Below are 23,408 nucleotides of genomic sequence, written 5' to 3'. Positions count from 1 at the left end.
AGTTCGGCCTGCGATTCCGGGTCGAGGGGACCGAGTTGTTTTCGTGGTCGGTTCCGGTGCATTCCCGATGGGTGGCCTACTCGAGCCGCGACCTGGCTGAAGGGGTTCTCGGCGAGATACGAGCCGACGTGCGCCGGGGTATGGACCCGCTCGCAGCCATCTCTCCCTACGTTCGTTCGGCCGTAATCTACGGATTCGGAAGGTTCTGGGAGCAGTGGACGGCCACCCAGGTAGATCGCGCCAACGCGGGTGAAATCTCAATGAAGCGCGCCCGGGTGGTCGGGCGCTACGAGCAGTGCGGCTATCTCGATCCAGTTTTGGACGTATCCGTGTTCAGCCTCGACTACGGCCACATGGAAGACCTCAAAACACACCTTCTGGGCAAGGTCGGCCCGAAGACCACGCAGAACGTCCTGGCCGACGTTAGAACATGTTTGCGGCGACTTGCCCGGCGCCGCGGGATGCCTCGCCCGCCAGATATTCCGGCAGTCAGCGTCCCCCAGCACACCCCGGTCATCCCCTCGCTCGATGAACAGCGCAAGCTGCTCGCTGCGATTCCGTGGGAAATCCGGGGCTACTGGCTGGCCCGCGGTCTGCTCGGAGTACGTGACGAGGAAGCTGCCAGGGCACTGCTGAGCGACTATCGGCGCGGACCCGACGCTGGATCGGATGAGTGGCTGATCCGCGCTAAGGGAGGCAGAGACAGGCTGCTGCCGGTCCCTGCCGAGCTGGCTCGGTGGGTGCGTGAGAATCGCCCGAAGCTGGCGCCAGCGGGGAGCATGCTGTTTATCAACCCGCTGGCTGAGATTCAGGCGAACCCCGGGCAGCGATGGCTCCAGGACGCACGGCGCATGGTGTTTCACGCTGCCGCGAAGTCGATCGGATGTACCGGGAAGTGGAAGCCGAACGAGGCGCTTCGCCACTGCTTCGGGACCCGCGCGGCCGAACGTCTTTTGCGCGAAGGCGTGAGCAACGTCGATGCGATCCGCATGGTCATGAGCATCATGGGTCACACCAGCGCAGAGACTTCAGCCCGGTATGTGAGGCTCGGAGCGGAGTGTTTGCGCGGGGTTTTGGGGGACGACTCGTGACCGCTTCGGGGAACGCTGGGGGAACGGGTGGTTTTTCCGGTCGAAAATCCCTGCAAAATCAACCATCAATGGTGCCCGGGGCAGGAGTCGAACCTGCACGGCCGAGGGCCAGACGATTTTAAGTCGTCCGCGTTTACCATTTCGCCACCCGGGCCCATCAAGCGAAGACGACCAAGTCTAGCAGCCCATTGGCGAACCCCACGCCTGGGTCGATTGGTTGCTAGCCCAAATCATTCATGGTGGCCGACTGCAACCGCAGATCGCCACGCTGCGAAGGATAGATCGGCAACCCGCCGCTCGAATCGCTGATAATTCGCAACCCCGTGAGCAAACTCGGCTCGCTCATCGGTGATCCCGGCGCGACGTTCTTGGGAGGCGCGACCACAGTGGCCCGCGCGCTCCTTGCGAGAAGGCGGCGAAGCCCCGAGTGACGCATTATAGTGACGGCACTGCTCGCTTGCGGGACGTTCCGGGAACTGGAACTGAGAACCTTGCCACTTCGGATCTGTAGGTATCTGATGCTGCGTCGGCTGCGGCGGCAATGGAGGCGGCGGCCGGATTCGAACCGGCGATCAGGGCTTTGCAGGCCCGTGCCTTACCACTTGGCTACGCCGCCATCCGACCGAGCGAGGAAGGCTGCCCGGAAACTCAACGCTGGCGTCGAGGATAAGCGCAGGGGCCTTTACTGGGCTGCTAGCAGGCTGCTAGGAGTTACCGCGCCAAAGCCGCCGCGTCAATTTCACACCGGCGGTTGACGGAAGCGGTGATGCGAACCAATGTGCAACGCCTACAGTCCATACGCCGCAGCCTTGGCAGTGGGATGCCGCGCGCAGTTGGGGCCAACATATTGTGGGGGCGAATATGAAGTGGCTGGTTTTGGCGGTGGGGGGCGGCATCGGCGCTTCGCTGCGTTACGCACTCTCGATCTGGGTCGATCAGAGAATCGCGTCGACCTTCCCGTGGGGGACGCTGTCGGTCAACTTCGTGGGCTCATTCTTGCTTGGCCTGCTCATCAGCTGGCTCGACCAGCGCGGTCTCACTTCCCCCGACCTACGGCTGTTCTTGATCACCGGCATGCTTGGCGCCTTCACTACCTTCTCGACATTTAGCATGGAGACGCTCCGGTTGATCGAATCCGGCCGTCTGCCCCTGGCCGCCGCGAACATGGCCGGCAGCGTTGGGGTCTGTCTGCTCGCCGTGGTGGCGGGAGTGGCATTGGCTCGAAGCCTCGGCTGAAAGCGCATTGCTGCGCAGACTCCTAGAGCGCCGGCAATTTGACCCGGGTGCCGCCCACCGAGATCGTGGTTCCTTTGTCGTCGACGGCGTTCAGAAATTCGGCTTGCGCACGGTAGTTGAAGCGCGCAAAAACACCCGCCGCGTCGAGTCCCCGCTTCACGCGACACATCAGCGCACCGTCTATGCGGGAGGTCGCGAGAGACGCCACGTCGAGCGCGTCGATCGATGCGTCGGATAGCCGAACCGACCCCGAATCGAGATCGATGTCCTCGACAAAGAAGGCGGCTTCTTCGACGTCGATCAGCCCGCGGAAGTGGCCGATTTGCACGACATAGACGCCGCCTTCGTCGGGCAGATAGCGCACGGATTGGTCGAACTTCTCTCGCAACCGACGATTGCGAAACGGCTGCCCCTCATGGGTCCACGAGCCGTCGTGGTGCAGCACGAGGTCGAACGAAGCCAGGGGCGGTGGACCCTTGGCGAGCGGAGTGCGGTTGGCCTCTCCGATCGCACGATCCAGTTTCGACTCACTCACGGTGCAACCGTTCCAAAGCGAGCTGCGAATGAATTCGCGATCGCTTCGCGGGCGCGCAGCGCCAGGACGGGACCGGAGCCCACGCCCTCCCGAGCCAGCGAGGTCATCTCTACGTCGTAGAGTCCGCACGGCACGATCGCATCGAATTCGCAGAGTTCGATATCTACGTTGAGCGCGAAACCGTGATGACTGACCCAGTGCCGAACCCCCACCCCGATCGAGGCAAGTTTGCGGTCGGGCAACCCGTGCGGGGTCTTCACAAACACCCCGGTGCGCCCGGCCACCACACCGCCGGGCACGCCGAGCCCGACCACCGCGTCGATCAATGCCGCCTCGAGGTCTCGCAGATAGCGATGAACATCAGCAGCACCCCGGGCCCGCAAGTTTGATATCAGATAGCCAACCAACTGGCCTCTCCCGTGATAGGTCACGTCCCCGCCCCGGGCCACATTCACAATTTCGATTCCGCGAGCTGCAAGCCGCTCTTCGCTTTCACGCAAGTGCTCGCGCGAGCCGCTGCGGCCGAGGGTGATGACCGGAGGATGTTCGAGCAACAACAGCCGATCTTCAGCGCCGTTTCTCACGGCTTCGATCGCGTCGGCCTGCAACACGAGCCCTTCGCAATAGGGAACACAGCCCAGCCATTCAACGCCCAGGGTCGGCGCGTGAATCGGTGTCGAGAAGGATCCTTGCTGGCTAGTCGCTGTTCTCAATGGGGTCATAGAATCTTGTGATCATAGATCGAAGTCGGCGCTCTCGAGCAACTCGCGAATCCGGTAGAGAAACCCGTTCGCCGGAGCGCCGTCCACTGCACGGTGATCATAGGAGAGAGCAAGGTGCATCATCGACCGAATGACAATGGCGTCTTCGCCGCGGTTCGTACGGACCACAGGCCGTTTGACCATCTCTCCCACTCGCAGGATCCCGACCTGAGGCTGATTGATGATGGCAAAACCGTACAGGTTGCCTTTTCGACCCGGGTTCGAAATGGTGAAGGTCCCGCCGCGCAGATCGTCGGCCGAGAGCTTCTTGTTCCGGGCGCGAACCGAAAGCTCGTCGATGGCAGCAGCCAATCCTGCCAGGGATAAACGGTCTGCGTCGCGCACCACCGGGACCATCAGGCCTTTTTCGGTCTCGACCGCGATCCCGATGTTGATCGCGCGCTTCTCGACGATCGAATCCTCGACCACGGACGCGTTGAGCGAGGGAGTTTCGCGCAACGCGCGCACCACTGCGTTGACGATAAAGGGGAGAAAACTGAGCGAAATTCCGTGGAGTTCCTCGAAGCGCGACTTGTTCGCTTTGCGCAGTGCGACGACTGCGCTCATGTCGACCTCCGCAACCGTGCCCACATGAGGGCTCGTGCGCTTTGAATAAACCATGTGGTCCGCGACGAGTTTGCGCAGCCGCGACATCGGAATCACCCGGTCGCCTGCTTCGATCGCCGCACCCAGAGCGGAGGACTGCGGAGGCCGGCTCGACGCTGGAGCGGCCGGAGGTGGTTGCGGGGCTTGGTCCGGGGTGGAGTCCGGGGCCTTGCCTGGGTCGTTGTTCGTTCGATGGATTTGGACATCTTGCTGAGTCACTCGACCGCGGCTCCCGGTGCCAACGACCTGCGAGGTATCAAGACTGTCCCCGGCCTCACGCCGAGCCAGTGGCGTCGGAAGCGGAATTGAAGGTGTGATTGAAGGAGGGGTCGAAGGAATCGCTGTGGACGCCGCCTCCGTCGCGACATCAACCGAAGCTGTGGCGGAGGTCTGAACGGCGGGTTCGATCTCTGCTTTGGCAATCCCTGGCGAAGCAGCAACGCCGGATTCGTCGATGAGCAGGAGTTCGGCTCCGACTTCGACGGTGTCGTCCACCGCGACCAGGATCTTCTGGATGACGCCCTCGCAGGGCGAGGGAATTTCGACATCGACCTTGTCAGTGGTCAACTCGACGAGCGCCTGATCGAGAGACACGCGATCGCCTTCCGCGACCAGCCAACGCGCGACGGTCCCCTCGACGACGCTCTCTCCGAGGCTTGGGACTCGCAGCGAAATCGACATCTATTGGAGCTCCTTCCACATCCTCAAATTTCGCAGACAGCGGTCGATATGCGGATCGGCTCGAGGCGCACATGGCTTGAACACCAAGTGGCCGGGGTCGCCTGCGAACGCGAGACTAGTAGCCCCGACACGAGAACGCGACCTCGCGCCGCGCCGTCTCTGATATATTCTTCGCAACGCAACCGGAATCGGGAAAATCTCGCTGTGAATCCTGCGCCCGGGCGAGGGATCTGATGACTGCATCGCCAACGGTTCCGCAAACGAAGATCCTGGCCTGGGGCGTGCATCTATTTACCGCCAGCGGTGCCGTGTTTGGGGCCCTTGCCCTGATTTCCATCGCCCGGGGCGATTTGGCGTTTGCCGGCGTCATGATGATGCTGACCCTGGCGATCGACTCGGTGGACGGCGCTCTGGCCCGGGCTGTCGGAGTTTCTCGGGTTCTACCCAACGTCGATGGCCGACGGCTCGATGACATCGTCGACTTCCTCAATTTCGTGATTGTCCCAGTGGTCTTCATGGCGGCGGCTGGAAGTTTGAGCCACTGGTTCTGGATCGCCCTGCCGGTACTGGCGAGCAGCTACGGTTTTTCACAGTCGGACGCAAAGACCGAAGACGATTTCTTCTTGGGATTCCCCTCGTACTGGAACGTGCTGGCCCTGTATCTCTGGATCCTCGACTTCTCCCCCGGCGCCGGTGACGCCTGTCTACTGGGACTCTCGATCGCAGTCTTCATTCCGCTCAAGTACATCTACCCGAGCAAGATGCGAGTGCTCCGCACTAGCACTTGCCTGGGAGGATTGATCTGGACCCTGGTGATGACCTGGGTGATCCTGGCCCCCGAGACGGCGACCCGCGTATGGGTCGCGCAGATCAGTCTGATCTACCCGGCGTACTACATCGCGCTTTCAGCATGGTTGGGTCGCTGGGATCAAAGTTTGCGTCGAGCCTGAGGCTGTTGCTCTTTGAGGCGTTGGGCGGCGCTGCGGCGGGGTGTGTCGGGGTGCGGCGGGTTGCCGAATGACGGCTAGGTCATTACGTCGAGCAGGTCCATGATACGCCAGGGCTTGGAGAGCACCCGGGTAACGCCGAAAGCGAGCAGATCATCCTCACTGCCGCTGCCACCGGTTCCGATCACAGTTGCTTCGGGTCGAGCCGCACGCACCGCGTTGACCCACTTTGACATCTCGTCACCCGCGAGTCCAAAATCAATCAGCACTGTCGCAACCCGTGGCTCCGCGGTCAGTAGTTTGAGCGCGCTTTTCAGATCGTCCGTCGGATAACACACGGTGCCGATGCGCTCGATCTGCGATACCAGCAGCCGCCGTACGGCGCCATCGCGTTCGATCACCACGACCGGGCCGTGATCGGGAAGGATGGGTTTCGAGCGACTGCGATGATCGAGCAAGATGCGCACCCGCGGATCGCTGGTCAGGGGTCGTTCGTCCTCGCTGAGCAGAACGACCAGGAAGCCAGCTCGACCGTTCAATATGCGCGCGCGCAAGAGCCAGCGCTCGGGTTCGTCTTCGCGGTCGACTGTGGGCAGCGTCGCGCATCCGACCCAGTCCTTTAAAGCCAGATTCAACTGCGAAATGATTTCACCGCCCAGCACGTCCTGGAGTTGACTCGCATCACTCCCGCCTGCCGTTTGCGCAAAGAGTTCTCGGGCTCGCTCACTCACGAAGTGGAGCTTGCCCTCGAGGTCGAGTTCAACCACCGCGAGGGGGTGGGGCCCAGAGGGCCGACGCTCAGCGGTCAACGCAGAATGGACTGCCCGTTTGAGATCATTCAAATCAAAGGGCTTCTCGAGCAACTGCAACACGCCGCATCGATCAGACTCAGAGAGCAGATCCTTCGACGGAAACCCGGTGATCAAAATTGTGTGTAGGGAGGGATTGACGGCTTTCAAAGCGTCGGCGACGTGCAGTCCATGGATGTGGTTCTTGAGCATCCAATCGGTCACCAGCACATCGGGGCTAGCTGAAATTCCGAGATCGAAGGCCTCGCGACCGTTCGCCGCGGTGATTACTTCGTGACCTTCTCGAATCAAAAAACGCGCGAGGGTTTCGCGCAGCGAGCTTTCGTCTTCGACGATGAGAACCGATGCCATCCGTGCCTCACTCGTTATCTAGTGCGCACTACCTTCCGAACGTAGACATGCGCCGACGGTCGTTAACCAGAGCGTACAGCCTTCGCCGATTTACCAAAAGCATTCTTTTTCGATTTGCGGCACCCGACCCACCCGCGGGAGAAGGCGGCCTGTGGCATGCTGGGTCCGTGGCAAATCAAGATAATCAAATTGGTGTTCTATTGGTCAATCTCGGGACCCCAGATTCACCAGAAGTCAGCGATGTCCGTCGTTATTTGCGTCAATTTCTTTCAGATCGTCGCGTGATCCGTCTGCCGCGACCACTGCGTTGGCTTCTGCTCAATTTTGTGATCCTGCCCTTCAGGCCGCAGAGGTCGGCGGCGGCATATCGAACCATTTGGATGCCCGAGGGCTCGCCCCTGTTGTACTTCGGGCGCAGCCTCGCCGAATCGGTTTCCGAGCAGCTCGGAGACGGTTTCCGCGTCGAACTCGCGATGCGCTACGGCTCGCCCAGCATTGCAGAGAGCATGAGGTTGCTGCTCGCGAACGATCTCGAGAGGATCGTCGTCCTGCCGCTATTTCCCCAGTACGCAATCGCCTCCACGGGCAGCGCGCTTGCAGAGGTCGCCAGAGTTCTGGAAACGGTAGAGCGACCTCCACCGTTGCACACGCTGGGGGCGTTCTTCGAGCATCCGAGTTTTTGCAATGCCTACGCGGCCAGGGCGGAGCCCATCTTGAAGGACTTCGCTCCCGACCACGTCATATTCAGCTATCACGGTCTGCCGGAGTGGCAGGTGCGCGATCTCGACTCGAGCGGGAGCCATTGTCTGGTCGAGCCAGATTGCTGCGAGACGTCTTGTGCCGACAACCGAGGTTGCTATCGCGCCCACTGCTTCGCGACCACCCGCGTACTCATAGCCGATCTGGATCTGGAAGAGAAAAACACGTCTCTGGTTTTTCAGTCTCGCCTCGGCCGCACACCCTGGCTCGACCCGGACCTGATCAAAGTCCTGCCCGAGCTGGCGGCCCGAGGGATCAAGCGACCCGCGGTGTTCTGTCCATCCTTCGTCGCCGACTGTCTCGAGACCCTGGAAGAGGTGGGGATTCGCGCCCGAGCGCAGTGGAACGAATTGGGGGGTGAGGAGTTGTGCCTCATACCCTGCGTCAACGCGGATCCGGAGTGGGTCGACGGGGTGGCGTCGATGGTGCGAGAGGCGGTCGCCTGACGTTTGGCGAGACGGGAACCTCTACAGCGAGCGGACTGCTTCGGTAAAGGCGCGCACTCCGTCGACCGGGGTGTCGGTAAGACAGCCGTGACCGAGATTTGCGATGTAACCCTTTGCGGGTTCGGCGTCCCGAGACATCTTTTGCACCATCGTCGCGATCTTCTCTCTGGGCGCGGCGAGTGCGGCAGGATCGAGATTGCCCTGGAGTGCCACGCGGTCGCCGTAGTTGCGAGCGGCGTTTGCGAGATCCACTCGCCAATCCAGCGAGAGAACATCTGCCCCTGACTCCACGGAGTCTTCGAGCAAATGGGCGCCATTGTTCATGTAGAGAATCAGTGGAGCTCGGTCCCGGTGGACCCTCTCGGCGATCTGCTGGTGGCGGGGCAGGATCCATTCGCGGTACTCCGCCGCAGTGAGCAACCCAGCCCAGGTATCGAAGAGTTGCACCGCCTGAGCTCCCGCCTCGATCTGGGCGTTGAGGTAGCTCACGCTGCAGTCGGTCAACTTGTCGAGCAGTGCATTCAGCAATTTGGGTTCGCGGTGCATCATGCGCTTGATTTGGGTGAAGTCCTTTGAGCCGCGCCCCTCGACCATGTAGGCGGCCAACGTAAAGGGCGCCCCGGCGAATCCGAGCAACGGTATTTGTCGCCCCTCGAGTTCCCGCCGCAAGGTTCGCAGGATTTCAAAAACGAATGGAACGCTCTCGGTTGGGTCGGGAACCCGCAACCGTTCCACTTGATCGGAGCTGCGAATCGGCTCGGCGATCACCGGCCCCGGAGCGAAGTCGAGTTCCACTCCCATGCCGGGGATTGGCGTGAAGATGTCCTGAAACATGATCACCGCTTCGCTGCCCACCAGATCGATCGGCTGCAGGGAGACTTCGACCGCCCGGTCGACACTGCGGCACATCTCGACGAAGCTCACTCCCTCGCGCACCCGGCGGTACTCCGGCAGGTAGCGTCCGGCCTGACGCATCAACCAGACCGGGGGTCGATCGACTGGCTCTCCTCGACAACTGCGGAGGAACCGCTCGGTCGCCGTGTATTTTGCTGACTCGCTCGTCAATCCAGAATTCCTCAGTTGCTGCAAACGCTATCGATGTTTCAATGTCGGGCACAGGACCTTGCTTTTCAGTCGCGCAGCACCGCAGGCAACTTGAACGTCATCCCCTCATCGACTTCCCCCAGCGAACGCACGTAAACCTCACCGCCGTGAATCTCCTTGAGACGGTCGATCACTCGTTCGAGCAGGAACTCTGGCGTTGACGCACCCGCGCTGACGCCGACGCATTCGACTCCGTCGAGCCAGGCGGGTTCGATGGCATCGGCGTTTTGGATCAGCACACTGCGAATTCCGCGCTTGGCCGCCACTTCGACCAGGCGGTTGCTGTTCGAGGATGCTGGGGCGCCTACGATCATCACCAGGTCGGCCCGCTCGGCCAATGTCTTCACGGCGTCTTGTCGGTTTTGCGTGGCGTAACAAATGTCGTCGCGCTTGGGCAGGATGATGGAAGGGAAGCGCTGCTTCAGGCTCTCCTTGACCACCGCCGTATCATCGACCGACAGGGTTGTCTGGGTCACACATCCGAGACGCTCCGGGTTGCGCACCTGGAGTCGCTGAACATCCTCGACGGTTTCGACCAGATACATCTTGCCGGGCGCTTGCCCCATGGTTCCTTCGACTTCGACGTGACCCGCGTGCCCAATCATGATGATCTCAAAACCTTCTGCGACCATCCGCTTTACTTCTACGTGCACCTTGGTGACCAATGGGCATGTGGCGTCGATCGTCTGCAAGTCGAGCCGTGCGGCTTCGGTACGCACCTCGGGTGAGACGCCGTGGGCGCTGAATATCAGCTTTGCCCCCGCCGGGGCTTCTGACGGCGATTCGATGAAGATGGCACCCTTTTCACGCAGCGCGTCTACGACATACCGGTTGTGCACGATTTCGTGTCGCACGTAGACGGGCGCGCCGTAGCGTTCGAGAGCGCGTTCGACGATTTCGATTGCGCGGTCCACGCCGGCGCAAAAACCCCGGGGACTCGCCAGCAGAATTTCCATGCCGCACACCCTAGCAGCCCAGCCGACCTTCCGACGAACCCTCAGCAAATCCGCCTAATTCATCACCCGTGCCGGCACTAGCCAAAATCAGCGATCAGAGTACTCGAAGCTAAACCCACCATCCGTCACGCTCACCCGAACCTCTCCCCCCTTGGTGAGGTTGCCGAACAAGACATGATCCGAAATTGCGTCGATGATGTCCCGTTGAATGACCCGTGCGAGAGGCCGTGCACCGAAATCGGGTTCATATCCCAACTCGGCCAACAACTTTCGCGCGGCCGGGTCCAGCTCAATTTTGATCTTGCGCTCCGCGAGCTGCGCTTCGAGTTCCTTGATGAACTTTTCAACGACGAGGTCCATCACACTGGGATCGAGAGGCTCGAAGACGACGATCTCGTCGAGTCGATTGCGAAACTCCGGGCTGAACAGGCGTTCGAGTGCCTTGGAGGTACTGCCCGCCTTGCCACCCCCAAACCCGATGGCGTTGGATGAAGCTTCTCGGGCGCCAGCGTTCGAGGTCATGATCAACGTGATGTGTCGGAAATCTGCTTCCCGCCCCTGGTTGTCGGTGAGCACCGCGTGATCCATGACCTGAAGCATAATGTCGAAAACATCCGGGTGAGCCTTCTCGATCTCGTCGAGCAGCAGCACCGCATAGGGGTTCTTGCGCACGTCTTCGATCAACATGCCACCCTGGTCGTAACCCACGTATCCCGGCGGCGCGCCGATCAAGCGAGAGACCGCATGCTTCTCCATGTATTCGCTCATGTCGTAGCGAAGGAAGGGAACTCCCAGGGTCTTGGCCAGTTGTTTGCTCAACTCGGTCTTGCCTACGCCGGTCGGGCCCGTAAACAAGAACGACCCGATGGGACGATCCACTCCGCCGAGTCCAGCGCGCGAACGCTTGATTGCCCTGACCACAGACTCGACCGCGCTGTCCTGACCAAACACCACGCTCTTGATGTCTTCATCGAGCTTCAACAGGCGCTCGCGATCTTCGCCCTGGGTCCGCTCCAACGGGATCCGAGCCATCCGGGCGATCACGGCTTCGACGTCTCGCACGCCCACCGTCTTGCGTTTTTTGCTTTGAGGTCGCAGGCGCACCGCTGCACCGGTCTCGTCCATCACGTCGATGGCTTTATCCGGCAGGAAGCGATCGCCAATGTGGCGCACGGAAAGATCGACACACGCCTTGAGGGCTCCACTGGTGTACCGGACACCGTGGTGCTCTTCATAGCGCGAGGCGAGGCCTTTCAGGATGCGCAGACAGTCGCTACTGGAGGGTTCGCCTATGTCCACCTTCTGAAAACGACGCGCCAGCGCCCGATCGCGTTCGAAGTGACGGTACTCCTGGTAGGTCGTCGAACCCATGCAGCGCAGCTTGCCGCCGGCGAGCACCGGCTTCAGCAGGTTCGAGGCATCGACAGTATTGCCCTGTGCCGAACCCGCCCCCAGAATCGTATGGATTTCGTCGATGAAGAGAATTGCCGATTCGCACGCGTCGAGCGCGGCCAACAATGCTTTGAAGCGCGCCTCGAAGTCACCGCGATAGCGAGTACCCGCCAGTAGCGCACCGAGATCCAAAGAGTAGATCTGCGCGTCAGTGAGGTCGTCTGGAACACGACCCTCGTGCACGCGCATTGCCAGGCCCTCGGCCAACGCAGTCTTCCCCACCCCGGTTTCGCCCACGAAGATGGGATTGTTCTTCCGTCGACGCGCGAGGATGTGAATGATTCGCTCGAGCTCGCTGCCCCGCCCGATCATCGGGTCGAGCTTGCCCTCGGCCGCCAGGGCGGTGAGATTTGTGGCAAACGCCTTCAACGGATCGGCTGGAACACCTTCAGCTTCTTCCCCGAGTCCACCGGGACTGGTCGCATCCAGTGGATCACCCGCTTGACCGTCTCGTGTCTTGACAATGCCGTGCGAGATGTACTGAAGCAGATCGAGGCGATCGACTTCCTGGCTGCGAAGCAGCAATACCGCGTAAGAATCGGGCTCCTGGTAGAGCGCTATCAACAGGTCGCCGATTTCGACCTCTTCTTTTTCGGCGCTCGTGGTGTGATCGACGGCATGCTGCAGAATTCGATGAAACGCCAAGGTTTGACTGGCTTCGAAGTCTTCGTCTCCCGGCACTCGTTCCAGGTCTTCTCGAAAGAATCGCTCGAGCTCCTGCTTGAGCGTCTCTACATGTCCGCCGCAGCTCTGGATGATTTCCACCCCGCGCTCGTCGTGCAGCAGGGCAAACAGCAGATGCTCGACCGTCACGTAGGCGTGACGACGGTGCACGGCCTCCTGAAAGGCCGATTGAAGCGTCATGTGCAACTCGCGACTGGCTCCTGCCATACTACGTTGGTTCTCCGTCAAAACCCGGCGATACGCCGGCGCGTTCCCTGTTCATTCCTTCTCGACACCACTGCGCAGGGGGTAGCCTTTTTCTTCGGCCAACCGATGCACGGTCGCGACCTTTGTGTCCGCGACCTCCCTGATATAGACACCGGCTACGCCATGTCCACCCTTGTGGACCTGGAGCATGATCTGAGTGGCCGCCGAGGGGCCCTTCCCAAAGACATCTACCAGCACGCTCACCACAAAATCCATCGGTGTGTAGTCGTCGTTATATAGAAGAACCTTGTAACGATCCGGGCGCTTTGTCTTTTTTCGCTCTTCGGTCGCAAGCCCCGAGTCGCGCTGATCTCCGGGGACATTGCCACCAGCACTCATGATTACATCCGCGGAGCGGGCGCGCCCTCTCGCTCCCAATAGGGCCTCGCGGTTCAAAAGATGATGAGGTTCCACAGCGGGAGAATAGCCCGAACGCTATAGACTGCATTGTCATGCCCAGAATCGAAATGACGGAGGGAGTGAGCACGCTACCTCGAGACGCCTGGAACCTCCTCGTGGGGGATGAATCGCCGTTTCTCGAATGGGAATGGCTCGCGTCCCTCGAAGAGAGCGGTTGTGTCGGCGGCGAAACGGGTTGGATCCCGCGTACGCTGGTCGGCTATGAAGAAGATCGGCTCGTCGCCGCGTGCCCGCTCTACGTCAAGTACAACAGCGAGGGCGAATTCGTATTCGACCACGGCTGGGCCCAGGCAGCGGAGCGCGCGGGAATTTCGTACTTCCCAAAGCTATTGGTCGGAATTCCGTTTACCCCGGTGACCGGTACGCGCTTTCTGGTCGCCGAAGATCAAGACCACAGGCACTGGATCCGGCAATTCGGCGGGGTTCTGCGCCAACTCTGCGAGGACGAGGATATCTCGGGAGCCCATGTCAATTTCTGCCGACCCGAAGAACAAGATATCCTGAAGGAGATCGGCTTCGATACGAGGATGGGCTTTCAGTATCACTGGAAGAACGACGGCTATCAGAGTTTCGAGGATTATCTGCAGCGCTTTCGCAGCAAGCGCCGGAATCAGATTCGTCGCGAGCGTCGAGAACTCGTACGACAGGGAATCGAGATTTCGTTCCTGGTCGGAAACGAGATCGACCAAGACGCCATGTCTCACCTGTATCGCTTCTACCTGGCCAACATAGAGAATCACTACTACTGGGGGCGCCAGTATCTGAATCGAGAGTTCTTCGAACTGATCACCGAGCGCTTTCGCGATCGACTACAAATCACCTTGGCGCGTCGGGGTAAGGAGACGGTTGCCGGGACGCTCAACGTGATCAAAGGAGAGGTGCTCTACGGCCGCTACTGGGGGACCGATCAGAAGCTGCGACATCTCCACTTCAACACTTGTTACTACGCTCCGATCGAGTACTGCATTGAACACGGCCTGGCCCGCTTCGAGCCCGGTGCGGGTGGAGAATACAAACAGATTCGCGGTTTCGACGCCGAACCCACGGTGAGCGCCCACTATCTCAAGGACGAACGTCTTGCCGGAGCCGTGCGGAGTTATCTCGTGCGGGAGCGACATGACGCCACAGAAACCATCAATTGGTTTCGAAACCAGAGCGCACTCAAACCCGCACGTAAGCCCGCACGTAAGCCAGAGACGAACAGCTAAAACTGGCCGGTGGCATCCATGTGCATGAGCAGTTGAGCCGCTTCGGTGGAAGTCAGTGTCGGCTTCCGCATCAATTCGGCAATCTGCGCGGCCTTCTCCCGCTCTTCGTCGCTAATCGCGCGATTGTTTCGGCTGCTTCTGGGCGTGTTGCGATTCTGTTCCCACTGCCGCCCGCGATCGTTCGACATTGCCACCAGATCAAACGGATCGTCGATCCAACCCAATTGATTGATCGGGCCACTCGCGGCGTCCGCACTGGCCGCAATGATGCGACGATCGACCAGCGCGAAGGCATCGCCCGTGTCGGCGATGATGCGATCAGGAGAAATGACTGCGCGCACGCTGTCGACCAATTCGGAACTCCCCACGATCACCACGAGTACCGGGTCGGGGCTGAAGTAGTCGTTGACGGCGGGGAACCAGGTCGAGGGCTCCGACGTGTACAACAGCCCACCGATCCCAAAAGCCGCAATCGCGGACATGCTGACGAGAAATCCGTGTCGCATGGCGATTTATTTCGGCAAGGTGCGACCGCGGCCTGAGAGTATTCCTGCACCGGCCCAGATCGTTCTCAGCGACAAAAGGTACACACGAACAATCTATTCGTGTTGCATCTCGCGAGTCACCTCAGACGGCGAAAAGAATCATAGAAAGCGGGAAATACCCCATCACAATTGTGAGTCGGAGCCGATTGACCCGACCCGTCCAATCTCCTTTCAATGCTCGGCAATTGCCTGCTCGAAGCGCAATCCATCGCCCATTTTTCCGTCAACTTGGGGTAGAAGATCCAGACCGAACTACTCCACAACAGACGATTCCCACCCCCGAGCTCGGTTCTTCGCCCGATACCTCGCGGCTCTCGAACGCCATAGGTTTCAAAATGTGTCCACCACTTACGAGGGTCACGCAAAGGGGAACGACGTCATCAGCGTCGATTGAAAAGGGGGGGTAACCATGACCATCGGATTCGAGTCTCGCGACATCGAACTCGCACGAGAAACGCCGGAAGACAAGCATCCGGCCGCACTCTATCTCGCACAATTGGGTCCCGGTTCGAGAAGAACCATGACCGAGGCCCTGCAGAAGATCGCCCGTTACTTGTCAGAAGGGCGATGTGACATGCGTTCTCTTCCGTGGAGTGCATTGCGCATCGAACATACTTCGGCACTGCGAACGCGACTGGCCAGCGAGCTCGCGCCGGCTACCGCGAACAAGCACCTCGCCGCGCTACGCGGTGTTCTCAAGCAAGTGTGGCGCCTCGGCATGATCTCCGCTGAAGACCACCAGCGCGCAATCGACCTTCCCGCGGTCCCCGGCCCGTCGCCTCGCAAGAGCAGGGCCTTGAGCCAGGAAGAACTGCGAGCACTAGTCGCCGCGTGTGAGCAAGATCGCTCCCCCGCTGGTCCACGGGATTCAGCACTCTTTGCCCTGCTATTTGGGGCCGGACTGCGACGCGCAGAAGTTGCAGCGCTCGATCTCGCCGATTTCGATCGGCGCACGAGCACGATCTGCGTCCGCGGCAACGGCACCAAGCCACCCCGTCGCTTCACCGCAAATCGAGAAGGCCTGCTGGCATTGGAAGCCTGGCTGGCGCGAAGAGGTGTGGCGCCCGGGCCGCTGTTCAATCCGGTCAACAAGGGTGGCCGCATTGAAATTCGCCGACTTTCGGAGCAGGCGATTTACGTAGCCTGTCACAAGCGCGCCACAGAGGCGGGACTCCCTCCGGTGAGCCCCGAAGATCTGCGACGATCGCTACTGGCTTCGAAACCGCGAACCAGCGCCATGCGCAAGGTGGAGCCCGCGTCCATACCGTCACAAAGTAACGTGGCCGCGACGTCGGCGTAGTCACGATCGCTTAGATCGCCGGCCGTCTCGGTGTGGCGGAGGTTTTGAATCGAGTGATTCAATCCACCGCGTAGATCCCTCTAAACCACCCCTCCGGTGGGATCGCGCACCGAGCGGCCTGGTGGCCGCCGACGCAGCAGCCATGCGCGCGGTGCCGTACTTCAAATTATTCGATCATTCTCAAATATGAATGGCCCGTCCAAAGGCTGCGAGCACCGATTCGTGCAGGGCTTCTGAAAGGGTCGGATGCGGAAAGATCGTGTGCATCAGCTCCGCCTCGGTGGATTCGAGCTGCATGGCGGCACTCACACTCGAGATGAGTTCGGTCACGCCGTGTCCCACCATGTGCGCGCCGAGCACTTCGCCGGTCGCGGCATCAAAGATCGTCTTCAACATTCCCTGGTACTCCCCCATGGCGATGGCCTTGCCATTGCCGCGAAACGGAAAGCGCCCGACTCTGATCTCGCGACCACTTTCCTTGGCACGAAGCTTGGCCTGTGCCTCAGTCAATCCGATGCTCGCGATCTGGGGCCTGCAATAGGTGCAACCCGGAATTCGTAATGGGTTGATGGGTTTGAGATTGGGCAATCCCGCGATCCGTTCCGCCACGAGAATTCCCTCGTGAGTCGCCTTGTGGGCGAGCCACGGTGGACCCGCGACGTCACCAATTGCATAGACTCCGGGTTCACCGGTTTCGAGCCACTCGTTTGTCTCGATGTGACTGCGATCGACTCGTACCGAAGTTCCTTCGAGCCCGAGATGCTCCGTGTTTCCAACGATTCCGACTGCCAGAATGACGCGATCGACCTCGAGCACGATCTCTTCTCCTGCCCCGAGTTGAACCGTCGCGCGCATGCCGGTCTCGGTTTGCTCGAGCTTGGTCACGGTGCTCTCGGTGTGAAATTCCACTCCGCGCTTCTTGAAATCTTTCACGATCAAGTCGGAGATCTCGCTGTCTTCGACCGGCAGAATCTGTGGTAGCGCTTCGACCACCGTAACCCGACTGCCGAGGTCGCTGTACAGGCTCGCGAATTCCATCCCGATCGCCCCGGAACCGACGACCAGCAGCGAGCTGGGAATTGCGGACTGCATCATCGCCTCTTTCGATGTCCAGACTCGATCGCCGTCCGCTTTGATTCCAGGAAGATCGCGAGAGCGCGCACCGGTCGCCAGGATGATGTTGGGGGCAGTGAGATCGATCGCAGCAGCCCCCCTATTCTCGACCACAACTCGCCCCGAGCCCGCGAGGCGACCGATTCCATCGAACACCACCACCTGGTTCTGCTTGAGCAAATGTTTGATCCCGGTAGTCAGGCGCTTTGAAATTCGTCGGGAGCGCGTCACCATATCCGCAATGTTTGCGGTCGGCTCGCCCGCGCTCACTCCGAACTCTTCCAGGTGTTGCGCCAGCTGAAACACCTCCGCGCTGTACAGCAGCGCTTTGGTTGGGATGCACCCCCAGTTCAGACAGATTCCACCGAGGTGGGTCGATTCGATCAACGCCACGCTCAGACCGAGTTGGCGCGCGCGAATTGCGGCCGGATAGCCGCCCGGGCCTCCGCCGATCACAATCACGTCGAACCTAGAATTCGTCTCACTTCCCGTCATCGACCGATTCTCCCCCTGCCCTGCCCGACCCAAAGTTTTCCACGGAACTCATCTGTTCAGCTTTTCATTCAGTTTGGCGGGTTGCGTGCGGACGCGCAGTATAGCGCCAGACTGGGGGAATCCGGGTATGATGCGCAGCGCTCTTCCGGCAGATCAGCAACGAAGCGAGATTCACAAGAACGAGAAGCTTCGACAAAGGAATTGAACTCTATGAGTGGAGCGGGCCCTCTCGCCGGTATCACGGTTCTCGATCTCACTCGAGTGCTCGCAGGGCCGTACTGCACCATGGTGTTGTGCGATCTGGGCGCGCGGATCATCAAAGTGGAGCGACCCGGCAGCGGCGACGACGCGCGTCACATCGGTCCTTTCATCGAAGACAAGTCGGCCTACTTCGTATCGCTGAACCGCGGCAAAGAGAGCATCGCCCTCGACCTGAAGGACCAAGCAGACCGCGCGGTCTTCGAAGCCCTGCTCGAACGCGCGGATGTACTGGTCGAGAACTTCCGAGCGGGCACGATGGAAAAACTCGGCTACGGCTGGGAAACGCTGCACCAGCGGTACCCTCAACTCATCTATGCAGCCGTCTCGGGCTTCGGCCACACGGGACCCTACCGAGAACGACCCGCCTACGATCTGGTCGTGCAGGCGATGGGCGGCATCATGAGCCTGACGGGGCAACCGGGCAGTAGCCGCCCCACCCGGGTGGGAACTTCGATGGGCGACATCACGGCGGGGCTCTTTGTATGCACCGGAGTCAACGCTGCGCTCTTTCATCGTGCGCAAACCGGAGAAGCAAAAAAGATCGACGTCGGGATGCTGGACTGCCAAGTCGCAATACTCGAGAATGCCGTGGCGCGCTATCAGGCGACGGGGGAAGTCCCGACCCCGCTCGGCTCTCGCCACCCATCGATCACTCCCTTTGACTGCTTCGCTACGGGCGATGGATTCTTCGTCATCGCCGCCGGCAATGATTCGCTATTTTTGTCGTTGTGCCGGGCACTCGAACGCAGTGACCTCCTGGAAGACGCTCGCTTCGCGACCAACGATCTGCGTACCCAGCATCAGGATGCACTCAAGACTGAACTCGAACAGACCCTGCGCGCCCAGGGAAGTGCAAGGTGGTTAGACGTCCTCTCGCGAGCGGGTATCCCGTGCGGTCCCATTCAAGATGTCGGCCAGGTACTCGAAGATCCGCAGATCCGAGCCAGAAACATGCTGGTTCCCGTCGAAGAACCCGGGCTCAATGACTTCAAGGTGGCGGGCAACCCGATCAAGATTTCGGGGGTTGAGGATCCTACGCGTCGCCCTGCGGCTCCCGCCCTGGACGGCCACCGCGAGGCCCTGCTCGCAGAACTGGGTCTACCGGCTTCGACACCCGGCGACTGAGAAGCAGGGGGGGATTATTCTCGCGGCCAGTCGTCGAGGGTGACGCCTGTCATCGAAAGCAGGGTGCACTGAGCATTGGCCGCGCGTTCCCGGGCGTCCAGGACGGCGATTCTGGCCGAATAAGCATCGTCTAGCAGTGCTGAGACCTGGGAGGGCTTGGCGAGCCGAGACTTCCACCAGCGGTCGGCTACCTCTTCGGCAGCTGCCGCCAGCCGTTCGAGTTCGCGCCATTGTTCGTGGCGCGATTCAAAGTCGTGGACATCGTTGAGCGCCTGGAGACTCAGGGAGATCTGGTCCTCGACCCGAGCGTTCCCTTCGAAGCGTTGCTGCCGAATCAACGCGTCGTAGCGCGCGATCTCGGCTCGAGATTCGCCCCCAAAAGGAATCTCGAAAGCAACCTGGCCTCCAACTCCGTTGCGCGATGATGCGGTCCGGTGTTCGTAGGACAAATCGACGAACCGGAGTCCCGGTAGACGTCGCGCGCGGGCCCGTTCGGCCAGCCGTCGATAGCGATCTGCGGTTGCGCGTTGCAGTCCTGCCGAAGGGTGATGTTGACGCACGGTGGCGCGCAGATGTTCGGGGTTGCGTACCAGCTCGCCGGGGCCGGCGCCGATGTCCGGAAGCTGTATCGAGATGCGAGCGTGATCGGCACTCGGGGGTGGTTGACGAACCGCGAGTTTCACCCGACTGTCGAGCCGGAACCGGACTCCGCTCAACTCGTCAATCACGCCCGACTCAAGCCAGGTGTCATTCCAAGCCAACAGAATTTTCTGCCGCAGGGTGTAGTCGGTGAATATCTCGTTCTGTTGGGCGCGGACCAGCGCGTCGACCGACGGAAAGCACATTTCCACTCGGCGCTTGAGTGTCGCTTCTTCGAGGCGCGCCACCTCAATTTCAGTTTGGGCGCGCAGCACGTTGCGCTCGGCGCGCAGCTCGGCCGGGTGCCGAACCTTTACCCGGGCGAGCGCCCGGAGCTGATGCTCACTAGCCAGGTAATCCTCGCCGGCGCGAAGCTCGACTCGATCGACGAGCTTGGGTCGCTGCTCGTTCGCCTGCGCGGCTTCCACTGCGGCTCGATGTGCCTGTACGATCGGATCGTAAGGGAGTTCGCCGGCGGCTCGTTCGATACGCTGCTCGTGATCGACGGGCGGCGCCGGGGGCGTTGCGCAAGCAGCTGCGAACAAACACACGAGAACACAAACTTGTAAACGATGGGGCAAGGTCAACACTGCGCGCACTACATCACCGCGCGAGCGAACTCGACACTGAGAACCTGCCCTACACCGAGCTGGCAGTCCGGTGGAATCGAAATGTAGACCGGCAACCCGTGCACCGGAAAGCGCAACAGGCCGACCAACTGGCCCGGCGCCTCTTGCACCGTGGCGCCGCGCCGCAGTACCTTGGCCGCGCCGCTGCACGCGAACGAGGAACGCGCGATATGCACCGTCGACCCTACAGCGACCAGGTCTGGCTGCATGTCCGGTGACACATAGGCGACGATCTCCTCTGCGTACTCGGGGCTCACCGACGCAACCGAGCTTCCTTTCCCTACGGCGCTGCCGGTATTGACGACCAGCGCAATGCGACCGGGATGGCTCGCCTTGATCGTCAACGCCTCGCGGTCTGCGAGCAGCTGTGATCGGCGGACCTGCAGCGCCGCCAACTCCTTGGCGTAGAGTGCCTCCGTGGGGGTTTCGAGCGAGGGACCGTCTGGCCGCCGCCGCATCTGCGGGTTCAGCCAGCGCTGTTCTTTGATCAGCAAGCGGGCCTGGGCGAGCTTTGATTCGTGCAACAGCTTTTGGAATTCCGCGTCGATCCGACCGAGCTCTCGGTCGATGAAGTGGGGCGATAGATCCACCAACGGCGCCCCCACGTCCACCGCGTCACCCGCACGCACATAGACCTTCGTGACATACGACGAAACGCGCGCAGGCTGCTCGACCAATCCTGCAGCCGCGACTGCATCGGCGCGAATGCCGCCCACCACGCCGGATTGCAGATACACGAGCAGTGTAATGCTCAGCGCAAACACCAATATGCCAAATGGGCGCGCGCCAAATGCGTCGAAGACGCGGCCGATTCCCCGTTGTGCACTGCGTCGAGTCGCTAAAATTCGATCGTACATCTTGTCTAATACTCCGACGATGCGTCTTGCAGCATCAAGCGTGTTTCGAGCGCGCCCAGATCTTGACGCAACGCTGCGAGCAAGTCCTCCCGATCGCGCTCACGAAAGAACTTCACCTGATAAACATGTTCTATCTGTGTGCCTTCTTCGATATCGGCGGTGGATAGCAGGTGCAGCCGCCGGCAGTGCAATCGCATCAATTGCGCGAGACTGGTGTCCGAGTCGAGTTGGGTGGGGAGTTGAAAGCGCAACACGCCGTCAAAGCGGGACCTGGAACCGAACGGACCGAGAAACAGGTACAGCGCAACGAGTGCGAAGGCGCTGGCTCCCATGAAGGCTTCGATCATGGCTCCCACCCCGCATGCCACCCCGATACACGCGGCCCCCATCACAAAGACCAGATCGCGCGGTGTCTTCAAGTCCGTGCGAAAGCGAATCATCGAAAGCACGCCGAACAGTCCCAGCCCCGCAATCAGCGAATATTTCATCGACAGGACCAGGATGGAAGCGCTGATGCACACCAGTACCAGGGTATGACTGAAGCCGCGCGAATAACTCAGCCCGCTATAGGTGCGCTCGTAGGTCCAAGCCAACACCTGACCGAACACAAACGCGCTCACGAGGGCCGTCAAAGGTGCGACCCAGCTGCCGCCGGAAATGGTCTGCTCCATTTGTCCAAACAGAACGTCGGTGTTCAAAGCAATGCCCTCGCGGAGCGGCTCGGCAACGAGGTCTCCCAATTGAGCTTACTTGTCAGGTAGATGCCGATCCCGTATTTCGAAAACGACTGGCGCTTGAGCGCATGGGTGCGGATCAGATTTGTGATCCACCACGGGACAAATGACTGACACTTGAGCTCGAGTACGATGTTTTTGTCACGCAGGTCCGGGCGCCGGTAGCGATCGAACGAACACCAGCCTTCCGTAGCCGGAGCGGGATCCCAGCCGTGGGCGCGCTGAACTTCGATGCGTCGGTCGAACGTCACGCGGGCGTAGGTGTCGACATCACTCGAATAGGCTTCGCGGTCGTAACGCACGTGCAGCACCGGCTGGGCGCCCAAACTCATCGAGGTCACTGCGAAGTCTTTCAAGAATCGATCGACTTCGGGATTCGATGCCGCGGGGAGTCGACCGCTGGCGATCCGCTCCACGTGTGCGGGATCAACACTCGCCCGGGTCTTGTTGATGACGTCCGATATCTTGCGCTTGAGTTCGAGAACGGCGATCGGCGAATCGCGATAGGTACGAACTCGCAACTTCAGTCGTTCGGGGTCGCCGCGCTCCTTGGCATAAAACGAAACAAGACCCGGACTGTCGAGATACAGCGAACTGATCCCGTAGCCCACCTCTTCTTTCGGTTTATTGCTGACCGGTGCAAAGATGTTTTCGACGTCATGTCGGACGATGTTCTGGGCGTTGTCTACGGCGTTGCGTTTGACGAGACGCTTGGCGTTGTGTGGGTCGGGCCGACAGAACGGCTCGATATCGCGCCGCACTCGATCTGCGGTGGACTCGTCAATCAGATATTTCAGCTCGAGCCGCTCGAAACGAGCCTCGAAGACAGCCATCTATATCAACTCCAACGGGCAGCACAAACCTGGTAGCGGAACAACGTTTCCGAGTGCTTCGCGCGTGTACCCAAAATACGCCGCTTACCAACAAAACTCAACAAGTCTTCAGGCTTCGCAGGGTGATTTGTACCCGGTTGGGCCGCGAGCGACGAATGACTGGCTCTAGCGAGCCAAACTTCGTTCCTCGCGTTCATTCGATCGTGTGCATGTTTCGCGCAATACGCGACACGAAGACCGCAAGTCTGTACACCCCCATAAAAACCCTGATTTTGCGTCTGAAAAAATAGAGTCGACGACGGAATTCGAGTCACCGCAAACACTGGAGCATGCAACCGGCGTCGCGGTCGTGCTGCGTAACGGAACGCTCGCTCCCAAAGCCGACGTTCAGGTTCGGATCACCACGTTGCGCACTCCAATAATCCTAGCGACCCATCGCGCGCGACTGGAGGCGAACTTTCGACAGTCGCGAAAATAGAGAAGGCCGGGGCGATGTTCGACAGCGTTTCTCCCGGCGCACATCTCTCGTTCTGATCGTCACTCGACACAGTGCCCGGCAACCCCGCTCGTCGCGGCGGCCGCGGG

The 23,408-nt window shown here is 60.5% G+C and carries 21 protein-coding genes and 2 tRNA genes; 7 read left to right on the top strand and 16 right to left on the bottom strand.

Annotation, left to right across the window (positions count from 1 at the left end):
- A partial coding sequence (locus tag IH881_03265; protein ID MCH7866688.1) for a tyrosine-type recombinase/integrase occupies positions 1–1,091 on the top strand: 1,091 nt, incomplete at its 5' end.
- A 69-nt stretch (positions 1,092–1,160) separates the two neighbouring features.
- Here IH881_03265 and IH881_03260 read toward each other — a convergent pair.
- Positions 1,161–1,245 (bottom strand) — tRNA-Leu (locus tag IH881_03260).
- Positions 1,246–1,633: 388 nt separating this feature from the next.
- Positions 1,634–1,707: transfer RNA gene (locus tag IH881_03255), tRNA-Cys, on the bottom strand.
- 245 nt (positions 1,708–1,952) lie between these two features.
- On the opposite strand from IH881_03255, the gene crcB reads away from it, so the two are divergent.
- Entirely contained in the window at positions 1,953–2,327 is a 375-nt protein-coding gene (crcB, locus tag IH881_03250) for a fluoride efflux transporter CrcB (GenBank protein ID MCH7866687.1), read from the top strand.
- Positions 2,328–2,349: 22 nt separating this feature from the next.
- On the opposite strand, the gene IH881_03245 is transcribed toward crcB, so the two are convergent.
- The 3 genes from IH881_03245 to IH881_03235 are packed head-to-tail and all read right to left on the bottom strand — an operon-like array spanning position 2,350 to position 4,910.
- Positions 2,350–2,862 (bottom strand): hypothetical protein, encoded by a 513-nt coding sequence (locus IH881_03245; GenBank protein MCH7866686.1) that lies wholly within the window; start codon positions 2,860–2,862, stop codon positions 2,350–2,352.
- On the bottom strand, positions 2,859–3,584 hold the full coding sequence (gene lipB / locus IH881_03240) for a lipoyl(octanoyl) transferase LipB (GenBank protein MCH7866685.1): 726 nt from the start codon (positions 3,582–3,584) through the stop codon (positions 2,859–2,861). Before lipB ends, IH881_03245 begins: the two co-directional genes overlap by 4 nt.
- A 12-nt stretch (positions 3,585–3,596) precedes the next feature.
- Complete coding sequence (locus tag IH881_03235) at positions 3,597–4,910, bottom strand: 2-oxo acid dehydrogenase subunit E2 (GenBank protein ID MCH7866684.1); 1,314 nt, start codon at positions 4,908–4,910, stop codon at positions 3,597–3,599.
- Positions 4,911–5,143: 233 nt separating this feature from the next.
- On the opposite strand from IH881_03235, the gene IH881_03230 reads away from it, so the two are divergent.
- A complete protein-coding gene (locus IH881_03230; protein MCH7866683.1) occupies positions 5,144–5,860 on the top strand; it encodes a CDP-diacylglycerol O-phosphatidyltransferase in 717 nt (238 codons plus the stop codon).
- Positions 5,861–5,934: 74 nt separating this feature from the next.
- Here IH881_03230 and IH881_03225 read toward each other — a convergent pair whose 3' ends face one another.
- Positions 5,935–7,017, bottom strand: coding sequence for a response regulator (locus IH881_03225; protein ID MCH7866682.1), 1,083 nt, complete (start codon positions 7,015–7,017; stop codon positions 5,935–5,937).
- Between the two features lie 47 nt (positions 7,018–7,064).
- On the opposite strand from IH881_03225, the gene hemH reads away from it, so the two are divergent.
- Positions 7,065–8,222 carry a ferrochelatase gene (hemH, locus tag IH881_03220; protein ID MCH7866681.1) on the top strand — a complete coding sequence of 386 codons (1,158 nt, stop codon included), beginning with the start codon at positions 7,065–7,067 and terminating at the stop codon, positions 8,220–8,222.
- A 21-nt stretch (positions 8,223–8,243) separates the two neighbouring features.
- Here the strand turns inward: hemH and hemE are convergent, their stop codons facing one another.
- The 4 genes from hemE to IH881_03200 all read right to left on the bottom strand — a co-directional run bounded on the left by hemE (position 8,244) and on the right by IH881_03200 (position 13,003).
- On the bottom strand, positions 8,244–9,287 hold the full coding sequence (gene hemE, locus IH881_03215; protein MCH7866680.1) for a uroporphyrinogen decarboxylase: 1,044 nt from the start codon (positions 9,285–9,287) through the stop codon (positions 8,244–8,246).
- Between the two features lie 65 nt (positions 9,288–9,352).
- Complete coding sequence (ispH, locus tag IH881_03210) at positions 9,353–10,282, bottom strand: 4-hydroxy-3-methylbut-2-enyl diphosphate reductase (protein ID MCH7866679.1); 930 nt, start codon at positions 10,280–10,282, stop codon at positions 9,353–9,355.
- An 87-nt stretch (positions 10,283–10,369) separates the two neighbouring features.
- The gene (gene clpA, locus IH881_03205) at positions 10,370–12,625 is read right to left on the bottom strand and encodes an ATP-dependent Clp protease ATP-binding subunit ClpA (protein ID MCH7866678.1); all 2,256 of its coding nucleotides are present in this window, start codon (positions 12,623–12,625) and stop codon (positions 10,370–10,372) included.
- A 51-nt stretch (positions 12,626–12,676) separates the two neighbouring features.
- Positions 12,677–13,003 (bottom strand): ATP-dependent Clp protease adaptor ClpS, encoded by a 327-nt coding sequence (locus tag IH881_03200; protein ID MCH7866677.1) that lies wholly within the window; start codon positions 13,001–13,003, stop codon positions 12,677–12,679.
- A gap of 113 nt (positions 13,004–13,116) precedes the next feature.
- Here IH881_03200 and IH881_03195 point away from each other — a divergent pair, with 113 nt between their 5' ends.
- Entirely contained in the window at positions 13,117–14,292 is a 1,176-nt protein-coding gene (locus tag IH881_03195) for a GNAT family N-acetyltransferase (GenBank protein ID MCH7866676.1), read from the top strand.
- Here the strand turns inward: IH881_03195 and IH881_03190 are convergent.
- Positions 14,289–14,798 (bottom strand): hypothetical protein, encoded by a 510-nt coding sequence (locus IH881_03190; protein MCH7866675.1) that lies wholly within the window; start codon positions 14,796–14,798, stop codon positions 14,289–14,291. The genes IH881_03195 and IH881_03190 overlap by 4 nt on opposite strands.
- Positions 14,799–15,246: 448 nt before the next feature.
- Between IH881_03190 and IH881_03185 the strand changes: the two genes are divergently transcribed.
- Positions 15,247–16,137: a tyrosine-type recombinase/integrase gene (locus tag IH881_03185; protein ID MCH7866674.1), complete on the top strand. Its 891-nt coding sequence runs from the start codon at positions 15,247–15,249 to the stop codon at positions 16,135–16,137.
- 180 nt (positions 16,138–16,317) lie between these two features.
- Here the strand turns inward: IH881_03185 and lpdA are convergent, their stop codons facing one another.
- Positions 16,318–17,745 (bottom strand): dihydrolipoyl dehydrogenase, encoded by a 1,428-nt coding sequence (gene lpdA / locus IH881_03180; GenBank protein ID MCH7866673.1) that lies wholly within the window; start codon positions 17,743–17,745, stop codon positions 16,318–16,320.
- Positions 17,746–17,955: 210 nt separating this feature from the next.
- Between lpdA and IH881_03175 the strand changes: the two genes are divergently transcribed.
- Complete coding sequence (locus IH881_03175; GenBank protein MCH7866672.1) at positions 17,956–19,131, top strand: CoA transferase; 1,176 nt, start codon at positions 17,956–17,958, stop codon at positions 19,129–19,131.
- 14 nt (positions 19,132–19,145) lie between these two features.
- Here IH881_03175 and IH881_03170 read toward each other — a convergent pair whose 3' ends face one another.
- The 4 genes from IH881_03170 to IH881_03155 are packed head-to-tail and all read right to left on the bottom strand — an operon-like array spanning position 19,146 to position 22,823.
- The gene (locus IH881_03170; GenBank protein ID MCH7866671.1) at positions 19,146–20,360 is read right to left on the bottom strand and encodes a TolC family protein; all 1,215 of its coding nucleotides are present in this window, start codon (positions 20,358–20,360) and stop codon (positions 19,146–19,148) included.
- An 8-nt stretch (positions 20,361–20,368) separates the two neighbouring features.
- Entirely contained in the window at positions 20,369–21,256 is an 888-nt protein-coding gene (locus IH881_03165; GenBank protein ID MCH7866670.1) for a hypothetical protein, read from the bottom strand.
- Between the two features lie 5 nt (positions 21,257–21,261).
- Positions 21,262–21,954 carry a DUF4956 domain-containing protein gene (locus IH881_03160; protein MCH7866669.1) on the bottom strand — a complete coding sequence of 231 codons (693 nt, stop codon included), beginning with the start codon at positions 21,952–21,954 and terminating at the stop codon, positions 21,262–21,264.
- Positions 21,951–22,823 (bottom strand): polyphosphate polymerase domain-containing protein, encoded by an 873-nt coding sequence (locus IH881_03155; protein ID MCH7866668.1) that lies wholly within the window; start codon positions 22,821–22,823, stop codon positions 21,951–21,953. Before IH881_03155 ends, IH881_03160 begins: the two co-directional genes overlap by 4 nt.
- Between the last annotated feature and the right edge of the window lie 585 nt (positions 22,824–23,408).

It is taken from the genome of Myxococcales bacterium (assembly GCA_022563535.1).
GTDB lineage: Bacteria > Myxococcota_A > UBA9160 > UBA9160 > UBA4427 > DUBZ01.
This window is presented reverse-complemented; position numbering and strand designations above follow the sequence as displayed.

What these genes read in the sequence shown, in the direction of transcription:
- hemH (MCH7866681.1), top strand. Translation starts at nt 7,065, where the DNA reads ATGCGCCGACGGTCGTTAACCAGAGCGTACAGCCTTCGCCGATTTACC.
- ispH (MCH7866679.1), bottom strand. Translation starts at nt 10,282, where the DNA reads ATGGAAATTCTGCTGGCGAGTCCCCGGGGTTTTTGCGCCGGCGTGGAC.
- IH881_03230 (MCH7866683.1), top strand. Translation starts at nt 5,144, where the DNA reads ATGACTGCATCGCCAACGGTTCCGCAAACGAAGATCCTGGCCTGGGGC.
- IH881_03225 (MCH7866682.1), bottom strand. Translation starts at nt 7,017, where the DNA reads ATGGCATCGGTTCTCATCGTCGAAGACGAAAGCTCGCTGCGCGAAACC.
- IH881_03190 (MCH7866675.1), bottom strand. Translation starts at nt 14,798, where the DNA reads ATGCGACACGGATTTCTCGTCAGCATGTCCGCGATTGCGGCTTTTGGG.
- lpdA (MCH7866673.1), bottom strand. Translation starts at nt 17,745, where the DNA reads ATGACGGGAAGTGAGACGAATTCTAGGTTCGACGTGATTGTGATCGGC.
- IH881_03155 (MCH7866668.1), bottom strand. Translation starts at nt 22,823, where the DNA reads ATGGCTGTCTTCGAGGCTCGTTTCGAGCGGCTCGAGCTGAAATATCTG.
- IH881_03165 (MCH7866670.1), bottom strand. Translation starts at nt 21,256, where the DNA reads ATGTACGATCGAATTTTAGCGACTCGACGCAGTGCACAACGGGGAATC.
- IH881_03200 (MCH7866677.1), bottom strand. Translation starts at nt 13,003, where the DNA reads ATGAGTGCTGGTGGCAATGTCCCCGGAGATCAGCGCGACTCGGGGCTT.
- IH881_03175 (MCH7866672.1), top strand. Translation starts at nt 17,956, where the DNA reads ATGAGTGGAGCGGGCCCTCTCGCCGGTATCACGGTTCTCGATCTCACT.
- IH881_03235 (MCH7866684.1), bottom strand. Translation starts at nt 4,910, where the DNA reads ATGTCGATTTCGCTGCGAGTCCCAAGCCTCGGAGAGAGCGTCGTCGAG.
- IH881_03185 (MCH7866674.1), top strand. Translation starts at nt 15,247, where the DNA reads ATGACCATCGGATTCGAGTCTCGCGACATCGAACTCGCACGAGAAACG.
- crcB (MCH7866687.1), top strand. Translation starts at nt 1,953, where the DNA reads ATGAAGTGGCTGGTTTTGGCGGTGGGGGGCGGCATCGGCGCTTCGCTG.
- IH881_03195 (MCH7866676.1), top strand. Translation starts at nt 13,117, where the DNA reads ATGCCCAGAATCGAAATGACGGAGGGAGTGAGCACGCTACCTCGAGAC.
- lipB (MCH7866685.1), bottom strand. Translation starts at nt 3,584, where the DNA reads ATGACCCCATTGAGAACAGCGACTAGCCAGCAAGGATCCTTCTCGACA.
- clpA (MCH7866678.1), bottom strand. Translation starts at nt 12,625, where the DNA reads ATGGCAGGAGCCAGTCGCGAGTTGCACATGACGCTTCAATCGGCCTTT.